Below are 14,311 nucleotides of genomic sequence, written 5' to 3'. Positions count from 1 at the left end.
CGGCCTAGTCGCCGGCGAAGTCGAAGGCGGGTTCGGCGGCGGTGAGGACGGCCGACTTCGGGGTGACCGGCCAGAGCGCGTTCAGCTCGGTCGTGAGGGTGGCCACCAGGGAGTCCATGTCGGCCGGGGCCGAGGCGTGCAGGGCCTCGGCGACGATCAGCACGTTCGACGTCGAGTCGCGCACGGCCGACAGGCCGCTCTGGCGGTTGGTCCAGCGGCGGGCGTGCGCGCGGCCCTCGGCGTCGGCGAAGATCACCTCGCCGGGGGCGGGGTGCTCGGTCTCGCCGGAGAAGGTCAGGTACGTCTCGTCGCCGGTGGCGTGGCGGACCTCGAGGTAGCGGGCGATCCGCGAGACGTCGAAGACCGCGATCGGCACCGCGTACGCGATGGAGATCGCATTGCACAGGTCCACCAGCAGGTGCAGGGACGGCAGCGCGCCCTCCTTCCTGAAGCGACGCAGCAGCGACTCCGAGGCGCACCGGTACTGCGTGGGCTTCAGGCCCATGCGGGAGAAGGCCCGCCGCCAGGCCTGGATCTCCGGCAGGTCGCTTTCGGAGGCGGTGGCGAGCCTGGCCGCGGCGCGCGCGGCGTACGCGGGCACGCGGTCCGCCACGGACACCTCGGGCGTGATGCCCTCGGCGTAGAGCGCCGCGGGGACCAGTGCGGGGAAGTCGTTCCAGATGGCGGGCGAATGCTGGAAACGCATCGGTCCTCACTCCCCTGTACTGCGCTGTGCAGGCTGCCGGGATCGGGATCTTCTTCCGGCAGCCTATAGCGGGGCGGCCCCGGCGCCCGGTCAACGCGGCCGGGCCACGCCATCAGCGGCCGGTCGCGTCACCAGCGGCCGGGTCGCGTCGCCAGGGGCCGGTCCGGGCCGCCGTTGGCCGGGGTCAGGTCGTCGCGGGGCGGCGCAGGCGGTACAGCACGTGGCGGGAGATCGGGCTGTCCTTCGGGACGAGGGGGTGGTCGAAGTCCTCGGCCGGATCGCGGGTCATGCCCAGGCGCTCCATGACCGACCGCGACCGCCGGTTCTGCACGGCCGTCATCGAGATGAGCCCGTCGAGGCCGGCCTCCTCGAAGGCGTAGCGGGCGGCGCGCCTGGCGGCCTCGATGGCGTAGCCGTGGCCCCACGCGGAGCGGGCCAGCCGCCAGCCGATCTCGACGGCCGGGAGGAACGGTGCGTCGAAGGTCTGGAGCATCAGCCCGGCGAAGCCGATGAACCGCCCGCTGCCGCGCAGTTCGAGCGCCCACAGCGAGTAGCCGTGCTCGTCGAAGTGCCGCTCGATCCGGTCGACGAGGGCGTCGCTCCGCTCGCGGGTGAGCAGGGCCGGGAAGTGCTCCATGACCTCGGGGTCGGCGTTCATGGCGGCGAAGGGCTCGCGGTCCTCTTCGCGCCACCTGCGCATGATCAACCGCTCTGTTTCCAGTCGAGCCGTTTCCATCAGAGCTACAGTACGCGGCTCAGGAACGCTTTGGTCCGCTCGTTGCTCGGATCGTCCAGCACCTTGGCCGGCGGGCCGGACTCGACGACCACTCCCCCGTCCATGAACACCACGCGGTCGGCCACCTCGCGGGCGAACCCGATCTCGTGGGTCACCACGATCATGGTGAGGCCGTCCTCGGCGAGGCTCTTCATGGTGGCCAGTACCTCGCCGACGAGCTCGGGGTCGAGCGCGCTGGTGGGCTCGTCGAACAGCATGAGCTTGGGCCGCATGGCGAGGGCCCTGGCGATCGCGACCCGCTGCTGCCGGCCGCCCGGGAGCCGGCGGGGGTAGCTGTCCGCCTTGTCCTCCAGGCCGACGCGGCGCAGCAGCGCGCGCGGCATCGCCGCCGCACTCACCGACCTCATCAGGGAGGGGACGGTGACGGCGCAGGCGCGCCTGCCCACGGTCCGCGGCCTGGCCAGGGAGCTCGGCGTCAGCTCGGGCACGGTCGCGGAGGCATGGTCGGAGCTGCGCAGGCACGGCATGATCAAGACCGATCGGCGGCGCGGCACGGTGGTGCTCGGGCCGCCCGACGCGCCGCGCCCCATCCGGTATGAGCGGCTCGGCCACTGGGGCGACCGCCTGGCCGTGGACCTGGACATCCTGGAGACGATCGGCGTACAGATCATCCCGGTCGCCTGCGACGAGGAAGGGCCGCTGCCGGACGCGCTGGCCAAGGCGCTGAAGGCGCGGCCGGTGGCGTTCGTCTACCAGCCGCGCGGGCAGTCGCCGTGCGGGCACGCGGTCACGCCGGAGCGCTCGGCGGAGCTGGCCGGCCTGCTGGAGCCGGCCACCACGCTCATCGTGGAGGACGACGGCATCGGCGAGCTGTCGGTCTCGCCGATGGTCAGCATGGGGACGCGCTTTCCCGACCGTACGGTGCTGGTGCGCTCGTACTCGAAGTCGCACGGGCCGGACCTGCGGATCGCGGTGATCGGCGGCGCGGCCGACGCGGTGGAGCGGGTGCGCGTGCTGCGCAGCTTCGGCACCGGCTGGACGAGCAGGATCCTTCAGGACGCGCTCGCCCACCTGCTCGAGGACGCGGGCGCGCAGGCGTGCGTGGCCCGCGCCCGCGAGGTCTACGCGCGGCGGCGGGCGCGGATGGCCGCCGAGCTGGCGGCGCGCGGCGTGCGCACCGGCGGCGGCGACGGGCTGGTGCTCTGGGTCCCCGTACGCGACGAGCTGTCAGCGCCGCGACCTGAGCCCGGCGATGCGGCGCAGCACGTCCCACCAGAACGGCGCGCCGAACAGCAGCGCCACGGAGGTCAGCACGAAGCCGGGCCAGTGGCTCGGCGTGCTGACCCGGTCCCACCACGCGCCCCCGTTCCAGCGCACTTCGGGCTCGCCGTCGGCCGGGAGCGAGACGCTGACCAGCGCCTGGCCCATCAGCTTGACCAGCGCGGGCTCGCTGAGCGTCTCGGTGACGCAGGTGACCGGATCGCCGGCGCCGGTGCAGCGGGCCTTCAGCTCGTCGTACGCGCCCTGCCCCGACCCGGCCACGGCCGTCACCGAGGCGCGGAAGGCGTCGTCGCGCAGCAGCGTCTTGGCGTACTCCAGGCCGTCCATGCTGAACAGCAGCGTCACCGCGACGCCCAGCACGGCGAGCACCCACTTGGCGTAGCGCTTGTAGAGCATCGACAGGCGTTCCATCTCGCCGTCGAACCAGCTCTCGACGCCCTTCCTGAACCGGTCGAGGTCGCCCTGCGCGGACTCCCAGACGCCCTTGAGGTGGCCGTAGAGCGGGCTGCCCATCTGCTTGAGCCTGGCCAGGAGGCCTTCGACGTCGCCGTTCGCGGCGGCCAGCTCCATCACCGCCACCGCGAACCTGGCGGGCGGGATCTCGGCGATGCTCGTCCTGCCCTGCTTGCCGTGGTCGATCTCCCTGACCCGCTCGTACAGCAGGTTGATCATGGAGGCGCCGGTGCCGGTCTCCGGCACCTCGCCGGCGCTGGCGGGCGCGGGCCTGGCCTCGTGGGCGGGCCGCGGGTCGCGGAGGAACGGCATCGTCCTGAACACGTCGACCACCCTCGTGGGCAGCCATGAACCGTGGGGTCCCGCGCCGTCCATGGTGTCCCTGAGATAGGCCCACAGGAACTTGCTGCGGATAGACAGCAGCCGTACGACGGCCTCGTTGATGCCGCTCACCAGCAACGACAGCAGCAGGAACGTCACGACCAGGCCGAGTGCGAGGTCCAGATACACGGATAACACGGCGGCCATGAAACACCCGCGGGGGTGATGGCGCAATGACGCAGCGCATCAGGAACCCCCGGAAATGCGGATCAGTCGCCGTAGAAGACGCGTTCCACCACCTTGCGGGCGCGCCGGGTGACCCGGCGGTAGTCGTCGAGGAAGTCCTCAGAGCCTTCGGGCGGGTAGCCGAGCGTGCGGGCGATCAGCCCGCGCTCGGTGGAGTCCTTCGGGACGCTGTCGCCGGGCCGGCCCTTGACCAGCATGATCGCGTCGCGGACGCGGGAGGCGAAGCGCCACGCCTCGGCCAGCACCGCCTCGTCCTCGGGCGCGAGCAGCTCTTCGGCCACGGCCGCGCGCAGCGCCTCCAGCGTGCGCGTGGTGCGCAACGACGGCCGCGTGCCGGCGTGGCGCAGCTGCAGGAGCTGGGCCACCCACTCGACGTCGGACAGCCCGCCGGGGCCGAGCTTGGTGTGCAGCGCCGGGTCGGCGCCGCGCGGCAGCCGCTCGGCCTCCATGCGGGCCTTGAGCCGCCTGATCTCCCTGACCGCGCCGGCGCTCAGCCCGTCGCGCGGGTAGCGCAGCTCGTCGATCACGGCCGTGAACGCCTCGCCCAGCTCGGGGTCGCCCGCCGAGAACCTGGCCCGCAGCAGCGCCTGCGCCTCCCACGGCGACGACCAGCGCTCGTAGTAGGAGCGGTAGGAGGCCAGCGTGCGCACCAGCGGCCCCTGGCGGCCCTCGGGGCGCAGGCCAGGATCGACGTGCAGGGGCGGGTCGGGCGCGGGCAGCGCCAGCAGCCTGCGCACCTCGTTGGCGACGGCGAAGGCGGCGTCGGTGGCCGCCCGCTCATCCACGCCGGGCAGCGGCGAATGCACGAACATCACGTCGGCGTCGCTGGCGTAGGAGCACTCCATGCCGCCGAGCCTGCCCATCGCGATGATCGCGAACGAGGTCAGCTCGCGCGCCTCGCCGAACGCCGCGTCGAGCGCCGCCTGCAGCGTCACGTCGTTGAGCCGCGACAGCGCCGTGCCGACGGTCTCGATGTCGATGAGGCCGGAGATGTCGGCCACGGCCGTGCGGAACAGCTCCTTGCGCCGCAACGCCCGCACCGCGGTGACGGCGCCCTCGGGGTCGCCCCCGTGCCGGGAGACCGCCGCCGACGCCTCGCCCAGCAGCGACTCGGGCGGGCGCGGGGTCAGCTCGTCGTCGGAGCCCAGCATGGCGACCGCCTCTGGGGCGTGCATGAGCAGGCCGGTGGCGTAGCGGCTGGTGCCGAGCAGCCGCGCCATCCTGGCCGCGACGGCGGTCTCGTCGCGCAGCAGCCGCAGGTACCACGGCGTGCTGCCGAGCTTGTCGCTGACCTGGCGGAACCCGAGCAGCGCGGCGTCGGGGTCGGGCGTGTCGGCGAACCAGCCGAGCATCACCGGCAGCAGCGTGCGCTGGATCGCGGCCCGCCGGGAGACGCCGGTGGACAGCGCGGCGATGTGGCGCAGCGCGCCGGCGGGATCGACGTAGCCGAGAGCCTTCAGCCGGGCCTCGGCGGCCGAGGCGGACAGCCGCGCCTCCGACTCCGGCAGCCGCGCCACGGCCTGCAGCAGCGGCCGGTAGAACAGCTTCTCGTGCAGCCGCCTGGCCTCCATCGCGTGGCGGCGCCACCGGGTGGTGAACTCCCCCACCGGGTCGGCGTACATGCCGAGCGCCCGTCCGAGGCGGCGCAGATCGGCCTCGTCGGTGGGCACGACGTGGGTGCGGCGCATCCGGTGGAGCTGCAGCAGGTGCTCGACCTGGCGCAGGAACGAGTACGCCTCGGCCAGGCTCCGCGAGTCGTCGCGCCCGACGTAGCCGCCCCGGGAGAGCGCGGCCAGCGCGGGCAGCGTGGCCCTGCGGCGCAGCAGCGGGTCGAGCCTGCCGTGCACGAGCTGGAGCAGCTGCACGGCGAACTCGATGTCGCGCAGCCCGCCTGGCCCCAGCTTGAGATGCCGGTCGCCCTGCTCGCGCACGTGGGCCTCGACCCGGCGGCGCATGGCCTGGACGTCCTCGACGAAGTGCTCGCGGGTGGCGGCCGACCAGACCATCTCGTTGACGGCGGCGACGTAGGAGGCGCCGAGGTCGAGGTCGCCCGCCACCGGCCTGGCCTTGAGCAGCGCCTGGAATTCCCACGTCTTGGCCCAGCGGCGGTAGTAGGCGAGGTGGCTCTCCAGCGTGCGGACCAGCGGCCCCGAGCGCCCTTCGGGCCGCAGCCCGGCGTCGACCTCCCACAGCGAGCCCTCGGAGGTGGTGGCCGAGCAGGCCCGCATCATGGCCTGGGCGAGCCGGGTGGCCGTGCGCAGCGCCTTGGTCTCGTCGGCGCCGTCCTTGGGCTCGGCGACGAAGATCACATCGACGTCGCTGATGTAGTTGAGCTCCCTGGCGCCGCACTTGCCCATGCCGATGACCGCCAGGCGCACGTCGGAGGCGTCGATCTCGGCGCGCGCGATGGCGAGCGCGGCCTCCAGCGCGGCGCCCGCGAGCTCGGACAGCTCGGCGGTGACCTCCTGCAGCGTGAGCGTGCCGGTGAGGTCGCGCGCTGCCAGGTGGGCGAGCCTGCCGCGGTAGGCCACGCGCAGGGCCGTGAGCGCGTCGTTGCCGCCGGCCTGCGCGCGCGGCTCGCTTTCGTCCGGCTCCGCGCCGACGGCGCGCAGCAGCTCGGCCCTGGCGTCGCCGAGGCCGTCCTGCGCCAGCAGGGCGATGTGGCCGGGGTGGCGGACGAAGTGGTCGCCGAGCGCCGCGCTCACCCCGAGCACGGCCAGCAGGCGGCTCCTGAGCCGGTCGTCGCCGCGCACCGTGGCGAGGACGGCGGGCTCGCGCTCGATCAGCCGGGTGAGCGAGACCAGCGCCTGATCGGGATCGGCGACGTCGACCAGCGCCTCCAGGATGTCGTCGAGATCGGCCGGTGACTGGCTGACCAGCTGGGCGGCCCTGGCGCCGTCGGCGAAACCGAGTTTGGCGAGCCTGGCCGCGGTGGATTCGATCCTGGGCACCCCTCCATCTTGACAGCTCTTTCCCGTACGGCCGTAGCATGACATCACAACGCAACGTTGCGTTGCAATCGAGGAGGCGTGCTGATGAGCCGGGACGAGGGAGTGGCGGGCCGGGTCCCCGCCGGTGTGGCGTGGGGGCTGCTGGGGGCGTGGGTCGTGCACGACGCCGAGGAGCTGGCCACGATGGCGCGGTGGACGCGGCAGGCGCGGCCCCGGCTGGAGTCCTGCTTCCCCGGGGTGCCGTGGGAGCGGTTTGAGGTGTCGCAGGCGCACGTGAACGCGGCCATCGGGCTCATGGGCGGGGTCGTCGCGGGCGCGGCGGCCTTGGGAGCGCGTACGGGCGGGCGCAGCCCGGTCTTCCAGGCGGCGCTGGCCGGGTTCGGGGTGCACGGGATGCTGCATCTGGCGCAGGCGGCGCTGGTCAGGGGGTACGTGCCCGGCGTGGTGACCGCTCCCCTGGTGGTGCTCCCGTACGCGGTGTGGGCCTGGCGGCGGCTACGGGCCGCCGAGGTGCCGGTGACGTCGCGTACGGGCGGTCTGGCGGCGCTGCCGCTGGTGCTGGCGGGCGTGCACGCGCTCGCCCACGCCCTCACCGGCCGCCGCGGGAACTCGAAGAACGCGCAGACCCTGGCGCGGCGGGCTCAGGAGTTCTTGACCAGGGCCCCGAAAGCCTCGGCCACCGGGCGCCAGGTCGCCACCAGCCGGTCCTCGGCGGCCTTCACCTCGGCGTTCAGCTCCTCGGCTCGGTAGCCCTGGGCGCTCAGGCTGTCACCTTCGGCGGAGTGAGCGGACTGCGCCGTCCAGGCGGCGAAGATCTCGGGCGTGGCCTCCGGATGGAACTGCACCGCCCAGGCCGCCTCGCCCAGGCGGTAGCCCTGGTTGGGGTAGCGGTCTCCGGTGAACAGCGGCACCGCGCCGTCCGGCAGCCGCGTGATCGCGTCCTGGTGGTACTGCACGGCCACCGCCCGCTCGCCGACGCCCGAGAAGAGCCGGTCGGAGGCGGCGGCGGGCAGCGCGATCACCTCGCACGCGCCCACTTCAAGGCCGGCCGGGCCGCGCTCGACCGTGCCGCCGCAGGCCATGGTGAGCAGCTGCGCGCCCAGGCAGATGCCCAGCGTGGGCGTGCCCTCGTCCACGGCGCGCCGCAGCAGGTCGCGGGTGGCGGGCTGCCAGGGGCTGCGCTCGTCCTCCCAGGCCGCCGCCGCGCCGCCGAGCACGATCAGCCCGTCGGCCGCCCGTTCCGGCACCTCCTGCCCCAGGTAGGGCCGCACGACGTCGCAGGGAACGCCGAGCCAGCCGGCGAGGTACCCGAGACCGGCCTCGGCCTCGTGTTCGATGACCGTGATCCGCATATCCACAATTATCCGGCCATTTTGCCAGTGCCGGTCTCTATGCTGCCCCGCATGACTGTTGAATTCGCTGAGGTGGACGGGCAGCGCATCGCCACGTTCGGCAAGGGCCCGCGCAAGATCGTCGCCGCGCACGGCATCTCGGCCTCGCTCATGGCCTGGGCGACGGTGGGCAGGCGGCTGCCGGACGGCTGGTCGCTGGTCGCCATCGACCTGCGCGGACGCGGGCACAGCGACTCGCTGCCCGGCCCGTACGGGCTGGACCGGCACGCCGAGGACGTGCTGCGGATCGCCGAGCGCGTCGGCGCGGGGCCCGGCGCGGTGCTGACCGGGCACTCGATGGGCGCGTACGTGGCCGTGCTGGCCGCCGCGCAGCGGGAGTTCGCCAAGGTCGTGCTGGTGGACGGCGGCATCCCGTTCGCCCCGCTGCCCGAAGGCCAGGATCCGGACACGGCCACCCGGGCCCTGCTGGGCCCGGCGCTGGAACGGCTGCGGCAGACGTACGCCTCGCCCGAGGAGTACGTGGAGTTCTTCAAGGCCCACCCGGCCTTCGCCGGCAAGTGGACCGACGACGTCGAGGCGTACGCGCGCTATGACCTCACCGGGCCCGAGGGCGCGCTGCGGCCGCGGGCGGTCGGCGAGGCGGTGCTGGAGGACGGCCGGTGGCTGCACGCCGAGCGGGACAGGATCGCGGCGGCCCTTGAGCGGATCTCCGCGCCGCTGACGTTGCTGCGGGCCCCGCGCGGCCTGCTCGACCAGCCGGTGGGGATGCTGCCCGACGATCTCGTCAGGCCCTGGATCGAGCGCCTGCCGAAGCTGCGCGACGAGGTGGTGCCCGACTGCAATCACTACACGATCCTGTTCGACGAGCGCTGCGCGGACATCGTCGTGGAGCGGCTCACGTCCTGACCCCGGACATGCGAAGGGGCCTCCGAGACGCGCTCGGAGGCCCCTTGCGCTACGCGGTTCAGCGTGGAGCGATCCAGGTGGCCTTGGCCGCCGCGACCAGCGTGCCGTCCACCTCGTAGATGCCGCTCTGGCCGTAGAGCTTGCGGCCGTCGCGGCCGGTCGGGCGGGCCACCACGGAGTAGCGGCCGCCCGGCAGGATCTCACCGCGGATCTGCAGGGTCAGCCGGCCCAGCAGGGCGCTCTCGCCCGGGCCGAAGTGGGCCCAGCCGGTGATGCAGTCGAGCACCGCGCCGATGATGGAGGCCGGGACGCCGTCCTCGTCGGTCACCGTGAACGGCACCCGCCAGCCGGCCGCCACCAGGTCACTGCCCTCGACCGGGCCGGGGAAGATGCGCAGGCCGTCACCGGGCTCGCGCAGGCCGCAGGCGAAGCACTCGGCGAACGGGTGCTTGCGCAGGCCCGCGAACCCGGCCTCGGCGCGGGCCGCGTCGTTGAATGGCACGAAGCCGGGGCCCTCGAGGTCCTCCGTCACGGGGATGGCCTCGACCAGCAGCTTGTCGCCGTGGAAAAGGGAGGCGGAGTTGGCCATGTGGTCGAGACGCAGCTCGGTCTCCAGCGGAGTCGGAGCGTGCAGGGTGACCTCGACGGCTGATCGGCTACCTGATCGGCCACCGTTCAGCGCCTCCTCCATGGTGCCCGCGATCCAGCCGCCGTTGGCGACGCCCACGGGACCACGGAAGCGCTTGGGAACGGTCAACACGGTCTGCAAGGCAGCCGTCGTCATGCCACACCCTCCTATATCGCCCCAATCGGCGAAAAGTCCGAAAATATCGTAAAGAGCAGGCCGATTTTACTGGACTCCCGCTTTACCAGGGGACGGGGGTCCTGGCGGCCACTCGGTGCTCCTCCATAACGCCTCGAAGGGGCCCGAAACTTCCCTCGCCCAGGGGGTTTCACGACGATAGGCGCCGCGCATCGCGGGGACGTGTCCCGGGCGTGAGAAGGAACGAAAATCGGCCTCACTCCGAACCACTTCAGGAGTGAGGCCGATCAAGGCGTTGGCAGTACCTTAACGGGGTTTCCCGCATGCCGCGAACGATTCCGCCGAATCCGGTGAGGAGCCCGTCAAAGCATGCGCAGGCAGGCCCGATCGCCCCTGGTCAGCACCCGTCCTGACCCCCGTACCGGGCGGCCCGCCGGAGCCGGGAGTGCGCGGATTTCGCCGGTGTCGCAGAGGCTGGAGGTGCGCACGGCCTATCCTGGCGCGGCGTACAAGATCGGAAAAGGCGTGATCGGCGGGGGTGGGGAGCGTGGAGGGGGCGAGGCTGCGGTACCCGCCGGGGTCCCTGGTCATCCTGACGGGGCTGCCGGGCGCGGGCAAGAGCACGCTGCTGCGCCGCCTGTACGGCCTGCACGGCGACGAGAGCGCACCCGTGACGGCCGGCGCGGTCGTGGTGATCGACTCGTCGCAGTCGCGGCGGCGCTGGGACGGCAGGCTCACCTGGGCGCCGTACCCGCTGCGGCGGGCCGTGGTGTTCGTCACCCATGTGAACCGCATCCGGCGGGCGCTCGCTCAGGGTTCGTCGGTGGTGGCGCACAACCGGGGCTGCGCGCCGTACGTGCTGCGCGGCTTCGCCTGGCTGGCCCGCAGGCACGGCGCGGACTTCCACCTGCTGCTGCTGGACGCGCCGCCCGAGGAGGCGCTGGCCGGGCAGCGCGCGCGGGGCCGGGTGGTCTCGCCGCGGACGTTCGCCCGCCACCAGCGCCGGGTGCGGAGCCTGCTGACCCGCGTCAAGGGCGGCGACCCCGCTCCGGCCGCGGGCGCGCACGTCGTGGACCGCGCCCAGGCCGACCTGCTGGAGGCCATCGTCTTCGACACCCCCGCCCACCACATCAGCGGGTGACGCCCACGCGCAGCCGGCGGGGCCGGAGAAACGGCGAGAACCCGCAGGTGGCGAGACTCGCCGGACGGCGGCGGCGCCACAGCACCGCAGGCTCCGCCGGACGGCAGCGGCACCCCAGGACCACGGGCCCCCACCGGGGTAGCGGTCACCCCAGCACCGCAGGCGCCTCCAGACGGCAGCGGCACCCCAGCGCTGCAAGCCCCCGGTCGTGCGGCGCCCCGCCCCGGCCCGCAGCGCGCCTGCGGGCCGGGGGCCGGCTGCGGGCTCGGGTCAGAGGATCGGCAGGTAGCGGCCCAGCTCGAACTCGGTCACGGTGCGGCGGTATTCGCGCCACTCCGTGCGCTTGTTGCGCAGGAAGAAGTCGAAGACGTGCTCGCCCAGCGTCTCGGCCACCAGCTCGCTGCGCTCCATGACCTCGATGGCGTCGTGGAGCGACCCGGGCAGCGGCTGGATGCCCAGGGCGCGGCGCTCGGCGCTGGTGAGGGTCCAGACGTTGTCCTCGGCGGCGGCGGGCAGCTCGTAGCCCTGCTCGATGCCCTTGAGCCCGGCGGCCAGGATGAGCGCGAAGGCGAGGTACGGGTTGCAGGCGGAGTCGAGCGAGCGGAACTCGATGCGGGTCGAGCCGGTCTTGTGCGGCTTGTACATCGGCACCCGGACCAGGGCCGAGCGGTTGTTGTGGCCCCAGCAGATGTAGGAGGGCGCCTCGCCGCCCTGCCCGGCGATGGCCTCCGCGCCGCCCCACAGCCGCTTGTAGGAGTTGACCCACTGGTTGGTGATGGCGGTGATCTCGGCGGCGTGCCTGAGCAGGCCCGCGATGAACGAGCGGCCCACCTTGGACAGCTGGTAGTCGGCGCCGGCCTCGTAGAAGGCGTTTCTGTCGCCCTCGAACAGCGACATGTGGGTGTGCATGCCGGAGCCGGGGTGCTCGGTGAACGGCTTGGGCATGAACGAGGCCCAGATGCCCTGCTCCAGCGCGACCTCCTTCATGACCAGGCGGAAGGTCATGATGTTGTCGGCCGTGGTGAGCGCGTCGGCGTAGCGCAGGTCGATCTCCTGCTGGCCGGGCGCGCCCTCGTGGTGGCTGAACTCGACGGAGATGCCCATCGACTCCAGCATCATGATCGCCTGGCGGCGGAAGTCGTGGCCCGCGCTGTGCGGCGTGTGGTCGAAGTAGCTGCCCGAGTCGATGGGCTCGGGCCGCTCGCCCGGCTCCGGCTTCCTCTTGAGCAGGAAGAACTCGATCTCGGGGTGGGTGTAGAAGGTGAACCCCATGTCGGCGGCCTTGGCGAGCGTGCGCTTGAGCACCCAGCGCGGGTCGGCATGGGACGGCGAGCCGTCGGGCATGAGGATGTCGCAGAAGATGCGGGCCGCGCCGGGCGCCTCGCTGCGCCAGGGCAGGATCTGGAACGTCGCCGGGTCGGGCTTGGCCAGCATGTCGGACTCGTAGACGCGGGCGAAGCCCTCGATCGCCGAGCCGTCGAACCCGATGCCCTCGGCGAAGGCGCCTTCGAGCTCGGCGGGCGCGATCGCCACGGACTTGAGGAAGCCGAGCACGTCAGTGAACCACAGCCGGATGAACCGGATGTCGCGTTCCTCGAGCGTGCGGAGCACGAACTCCTGCTGGCGGTCCACAGCATCCCCTCGATCGACGAAACTACAGGTCACTTACCAGCATGCCGTGTCCGTGTTTCGCACACGTTACGAGGGTCGCCGGTGCGAGCCTCGCTGACAAAGGGCCTCCCCCGACCTACTGTGATCAACGCAGTCAGTCTCGGGGGAGGCATTGGTGGCCATCGACCTGCTCAATCACAAGCTCGATCGGGCGTTCGACCACATCGACGCGAACGGCAACGGCGTCGTCGAGCGTGAGGACCTGCTGGGGCTGGGCGCCCGCATCCTGGTGGGCTTCGGGGAGTCCCCCACCTCGGTCACCGGGGCGCGCCTCGTCGACGGCTTCGACCGCATCTGGTTCACGCTCTCGTACGCGCTCGAACGCGACGGCGACTCCGGCATCGCGCGCCCCGACTTCCTCAAGGGGATGACCGCGGCGTTCGTCACCGGCGAGCACTACGACCCGGTGTTCCGGCCGGCCACGGTGGCGGTGGCCGAGCTGTGCGACGGCGACCGGGACGGCGAGATCGGCATGGGCGAGTTCAGGACGCTGCTGTCGGCGTACGGCGTCGCCTACGACGACGTGGACCAGGCCTTCGACCGGCTCGACAGGTCCGCGAGGGGCGCGCTCACCACGGACGAGCTGGTCGCGGCCTTCGCCGACTACTACCGCAGCGACGACCCCAACGCCGTCGGCAACTGGCTTTTCGGCCCTCTGTAAAGAGCACTGTGAAGAGCGCTGTGAGAAGCACGTAGAGAACACGGTGAAAAGCCCATGAAGAGCACAGTCAACAGTCCTTCGAACAGTGGGGAGCCCGCGCCCGCCGACGCGCCATCGGGCCAAGCCGCAAGCCCGTCCACGTCCGGCACCGTGCTGTCCACGGTGCGCACCGCGCTGCGCTCGGCGCTGTCGTCGCTGCTGCCGCTGCCGCGCAGGGGCCACGCGCCCGCGACGGCGCTGCTGCCGCTGACCGAGCGGGTGCCCGCGATGGCCGCGCCGTGCCGGATGCACCCGGCCGTGTACGCGATCGAGGCGGCCGTCATCGACTGGGCCAGGCGTACGGGCCTGCCCGCCGATCCCGGCGTCGGCTACCACCGGGTGGCGGGCCGGGTGTTCTCCGAGTTCGACGCCGCGGCCGCGGCGCTGTTCGCGCAGTGGCTGACGTGGCTGTTCCACCTGGACGACGAGCTGGACGAGCGGTCGGGCCCGCTGGACGTCTTCCACGGCCTGCTCAAGGGCGCCGCCCGCCATCCGCTCGAAGCGGCCTTCGCCGATCTGTGGCGGGTGACGAGCGCGCGGATGAGCGACAGCTGGCGGGCCAGGTTCGCGGTGGGACTGCAGCGCCAGTACGACGCCTGCCGCACCGAGGCCGACAACCGGGCGGCGGGGCGGATGCCGACGATCGAGGAGTATCCGGCGCTGCGCAGGGGCACCGTGGGCCCGTACCTGTACGACCTGGTCGAGCCGTGCCTGCGGGTCGAGGTGCCGGTCTGGGTGCAGCGGTCGGAGCCGTGGCGGCTGCTGGTGGACGCCTGCAGCGACGTCACGGCGTGGTGCAACGACGTCGCGTCGCGACCCAAGGAGCGCGGCGACGTGCACAACTTCGTGGTGCTCGCGATGCGGCAGCTCGGGCTGGGCGAGCGGGAGGCGACGGCCTGGGTGCTCGACAGGATCGCCAGGCGCTGCGAGGACATGCGCGAGGCCGCGCGGCGGCTGCCGCTCGACGACCTCGCGCCCGCGGTGGCACGGGACGTGAGCAAAGTGGCGTGCGCGTATCTGGCGGCGCCGCGCGCCCACCTCGACTGGTTGCTGGAGTCGAAGCGGTACGCCTGATCACCGGCCC

12 protein-coding genes and 2 pseudogenes are annotated in these 14,311 nt (G+C 72.7%); 6 read left to right on the top strand and 8 right to left on the bottom strand.

Annotated features, from left to right (window positions below):
• Positions 1-4 precede the first annotated feature (4 nt).
• The 3 genes and pseudogenes from ACFMQL_RS26845 to ACFMQL_RS26835 form a co-directional block, all read right to left on the bottom strand.
• Positions 5-706, bottom strand: a complete 702-nt coding sequence (locus tag ACFMQL_RS26845; protein WP_364055393.1) for a phenylalanine--tRNA ligase beta subunit-related protein — start codon at positions 704-706, stop codon at positions 5-7.
• 184 nt (positions 707-890) lie between these two features.
• Positions 891-1,442 carry a GNAT family N-acetyltransferase gene (locus ACFMQL_RS26840; RefSeq protein WP_378787601.1) on the bottom strand — a complete coding sequence of 184 codons (552 nt, stop codon included), beginning with the start codon at positions 1,440-1,442 and terminating at the stop codon, positions 891-893.
• A gap of 5 nt (positions 1,443-1,447) precedes the next feature.
• Positions 1,448-1,813: pseudogene (locus tag ACFMQL_RS26835) on the bottom strand (amino acid ABC transporter ATP-binding protein); the annotation flags it as partial.
• A gap of 49 nt (positions 1,814-1,862) precedes the next feature.
• On the opposite strand from ACFMQL_RS26835, the pseudogene ACFMQL_RS26830 reads away from it, so the two are divergent.
• Positions 1,863-2,606: pseudogene (locus tag ACFMQL_RS26830) on the top strand (aminotransferase class I/II-fold pyridoxal phosphate-dependent enzyme); the annotation flags it as partial.
• 63 nt (positions 2,607-2,669) lie between these two features.
• Here ACFMQL_RS26830 and ACFMQL_RS26825 read toward each other — a convergent pair.
• Together ACFMQL_RS26825 and ACFMQL_RS26820 are read right to left on the bottom strand one after the other, a co-directional pair.
• Positions 2,670-3,704 (bottom strand): hypothetical protein, encoded by a 1,035-nt coding sequence (locus tag ACFMQL_RS26825; RefSeq protein ID WP_378787600.1) that lies wholly within the window; start codon positions 3,702-3,704, stop codon positions 2,670-2,672.
• Between the two features lie 62 nt (positions 3,705-3,766).
• Positions 3,767-6,739 carry a bifunctional [glutamine synthetase] adenylyltransferase/[glutamine synthetase]-adenylyl-L-tyrosine phosphorylase gene (locus ACFMQL_RS26820; RefSeq protein ID WP_378790213.1) on the bottom strand — a complete coding sequence of 991 codons (2,973 nt, stop codon included), beginning with the start codon at positions 6,737-6,739 and terminating at the stop codon, positions 3,767-3,769.
• A 39-nt stretch (positions 6,740-6,778) separates the two neighbouring features.
• On the opposite strand from ACFMQL_RS26820, the gene ACFMQL_RS26815 reads away from it, so the two are divergent.
• Entirely contained in the window at positions 6,779-7,444 is a 666-nt protein-coding gene (locus ACFMQL_RS26815; protein WP_378787598.1) for an HXXEE domain-containing protein, read from the top strand.
• On the opposite strand, the gene ACFMQL_RS26810 is transcribed toward ACFMQL_RS26815, so the two are convergent.
• Complete coding sequence (locus ACFMQL_RS26810) at positions 7,336-8,046, bottom strand: type 1 glutamine amidotransferase (protein WP_364055422.1); 711 nt, start codon at positions 8,044-8,046, stop codon at positions 7,336-7,338. The two genes, ACFMQL_RS26815 and ACFMQL_RS26810, sit on opposite strands and share 109 nt — an antisense overlap.
• 51 nt (positions 8,047-8,097) lie before the next feature.
• Here ACFMQL_RS26810 and ACFMQL_RS26805 point away from each other — a divergent pair, with 51 nt between their 5' ends.
• Positions 8,098-8,952 carry an alpha/beta hydrolase gene (locus tag ACFMQL_RS26805; RefSeq protein ID WP_364055425.1) on the top strand — a complete coding sequence of 285 codons (855 nt, stop codon included), beginning with the start codon at positions 8,098-8,100 and terminating at the stop codon, positions 8,950-8,952.
• 58 nt (positions 8,953-9,010) lie between these two features.
• Here ACFMQL_RS26805 and ACFMQL_RS26800 read toward each other — a convergent pair whose 3' ends face one another.
• Complete coding sequence (locus tag ACFMQL_RS26800) at positions 9,011-9,736, bottom strand: hotdog fold domain-containing protein (RefSeq protein WP_364055428.1); 726 nt, start codon at positions 9,734-9,736, stop codon at positions 9,011-9,013.
• Positions 9,737-10,262: 526 nt separating this feature from the next.
• On the opposite strand from ACFMQL_RS26800, the gene ACFMQL_RS26795 reads away from it, so the two are divergent.
• On the top strand, positions 10,263-10,856 hold the full coding sequence (locus ACFMQL_RS26795) for an AAA family ATPase (protein WP_378787594.1): 594 nt from the start codon (positions 10,263-10,265) through the stop codon (positions 10,854-10,856).
• A gap of 270 nt (positions 10,857-11,126) precedes the next feature.
• Here ACFMQL_RS26795 and ACFMQL_RS26790 read toward each other — a convergent pair whose 3' ends face one another.
• The gene (locus ACFMQL_RS26790; RefSeq protein WP_364055440.1) at positions 11,127-12,488 is read right to left on the bottom strand and encodes a glutamine synthetase family protein; all 1,362 of its coding nucleotides are present in this window, start codon (positions 12,486-12,488) and stop codon (positions 11,127-11,129) included.
• A 154-nt stretch (positions 12,489-12,642) separates the two neighbouring features.
• Between ACFMQL_RS26790 and ACFMQL_RS26785 the strand changes: the two genes are divergently transcribed.
• The gene (locus ACFMQL_RS26785; RefSeq protein ID WP_364055443.1) at positions 12,643-13,188 is read left to right on the top strand and encodes a hypothetical protein; all 546 of its coding nucleotides are present in this window, start codon (positions 12,643-12,645) and stop codon (positions 13,186-13,188) included.
• Positions 13,189-13,242: 54 nt separating this feature from the next.
• Entirely contained in the window at positions 13,243-14,301 is a 1,059-nt protein-coding gene (locus ACFMQL_RS26780; protein WP_378787592.1) for a terpene synthase family protein, read from the top strand.
• Positions 14,302-14,311: the final 10 nt, after the last annotated feature.

Source organism: Nonomuraea fastidiosa, from assembly GCF_042751225.1.
Classification (GTDB): domain Bacteria; phylum Actinomycetota; class Actinomycetes; order Streptosporangiales; family Streptosporangiaceae; genus Nonomuraea; species Nonomuraea fastidiosa.
Note: the sequence above shows the minus strand (reverse complement) of the source record. Positions and strands in the feature narration are given on the sequence as shown.

What these genes read in the sequence shown, in the direction of transcription:
- ACFMQL_RS26780 (WP_378787592.1), top strand. Translation starts at nt 13,243, where the DNA reads ATGAAGAGCACAGTCAACAGTCCTTCGAACAGTGGGGAGCCCGCGCCC.
- ACFMQL_RS26820 (WP_378790213.1), bottom strand. Translation starts at nt 6,739, where the DNA reads ATGTCATGCTACGGCCGTACGGGAAAGAGCTGTCAAGATGGAGGGGTG.
- ACFMQL_RS26805 (WP_364055425.1), top strand. Translation starts at nt 8,098, where the DNA reads ATGACTGTTGAATTCGCTGAGGTGGACGGGCAGCGCATCGCCACGTTC.
- ACFMQL_RS26815 (WP_378787598.1), top strand. Translation starts at nt 6,779, where the DNA reads ATGAGCCGGGACGAGGGAGTGGCGGGCCGGGTCCCCGCCGGTGTGGCG.
- ACFMQL_RS26810 (WP_364055422.1), bottom strand. Translation starts at nt 8,046, where the DNA reads ATGCGGATCACGGTCATCGAACACGAGGCCGAGGCCGGTCTCGGGTAC.
- ACFMQL_RS26825 (WP_378787600.1), bottom strand. Translation starts at nt 3,704, where the DNA reads ATGGCCGCCGTGTTATCCGTGTATCTGGACCTCGCACTCGGCCTGGTC.
- ACFMQL_RS26840 (WP_378787601.1), bottom strand. Translation starts at nt 1,442, where the DNA reads ATGGAAACGGCTCGACTGGAAACAGAGCGGTTGATCATGCGCAGGTGG.
- ACFMQL_RS26845 (WP_364055393.1), bottom strand. Translation starts at nt 706, where the DNA reads ATGCGTTTCCAGCATTCGCCCGCCATCTGGAACGACTTCCCCGCACTG.
- ACFMQL_RS26800 (WP_364055428.1), bottom strand. Translation starts at nt 9,736, where the DNA reads ATGACGACGGCTGCCTTGCAGACCGTGTTGACCGTTCCCAAGCGCTTC.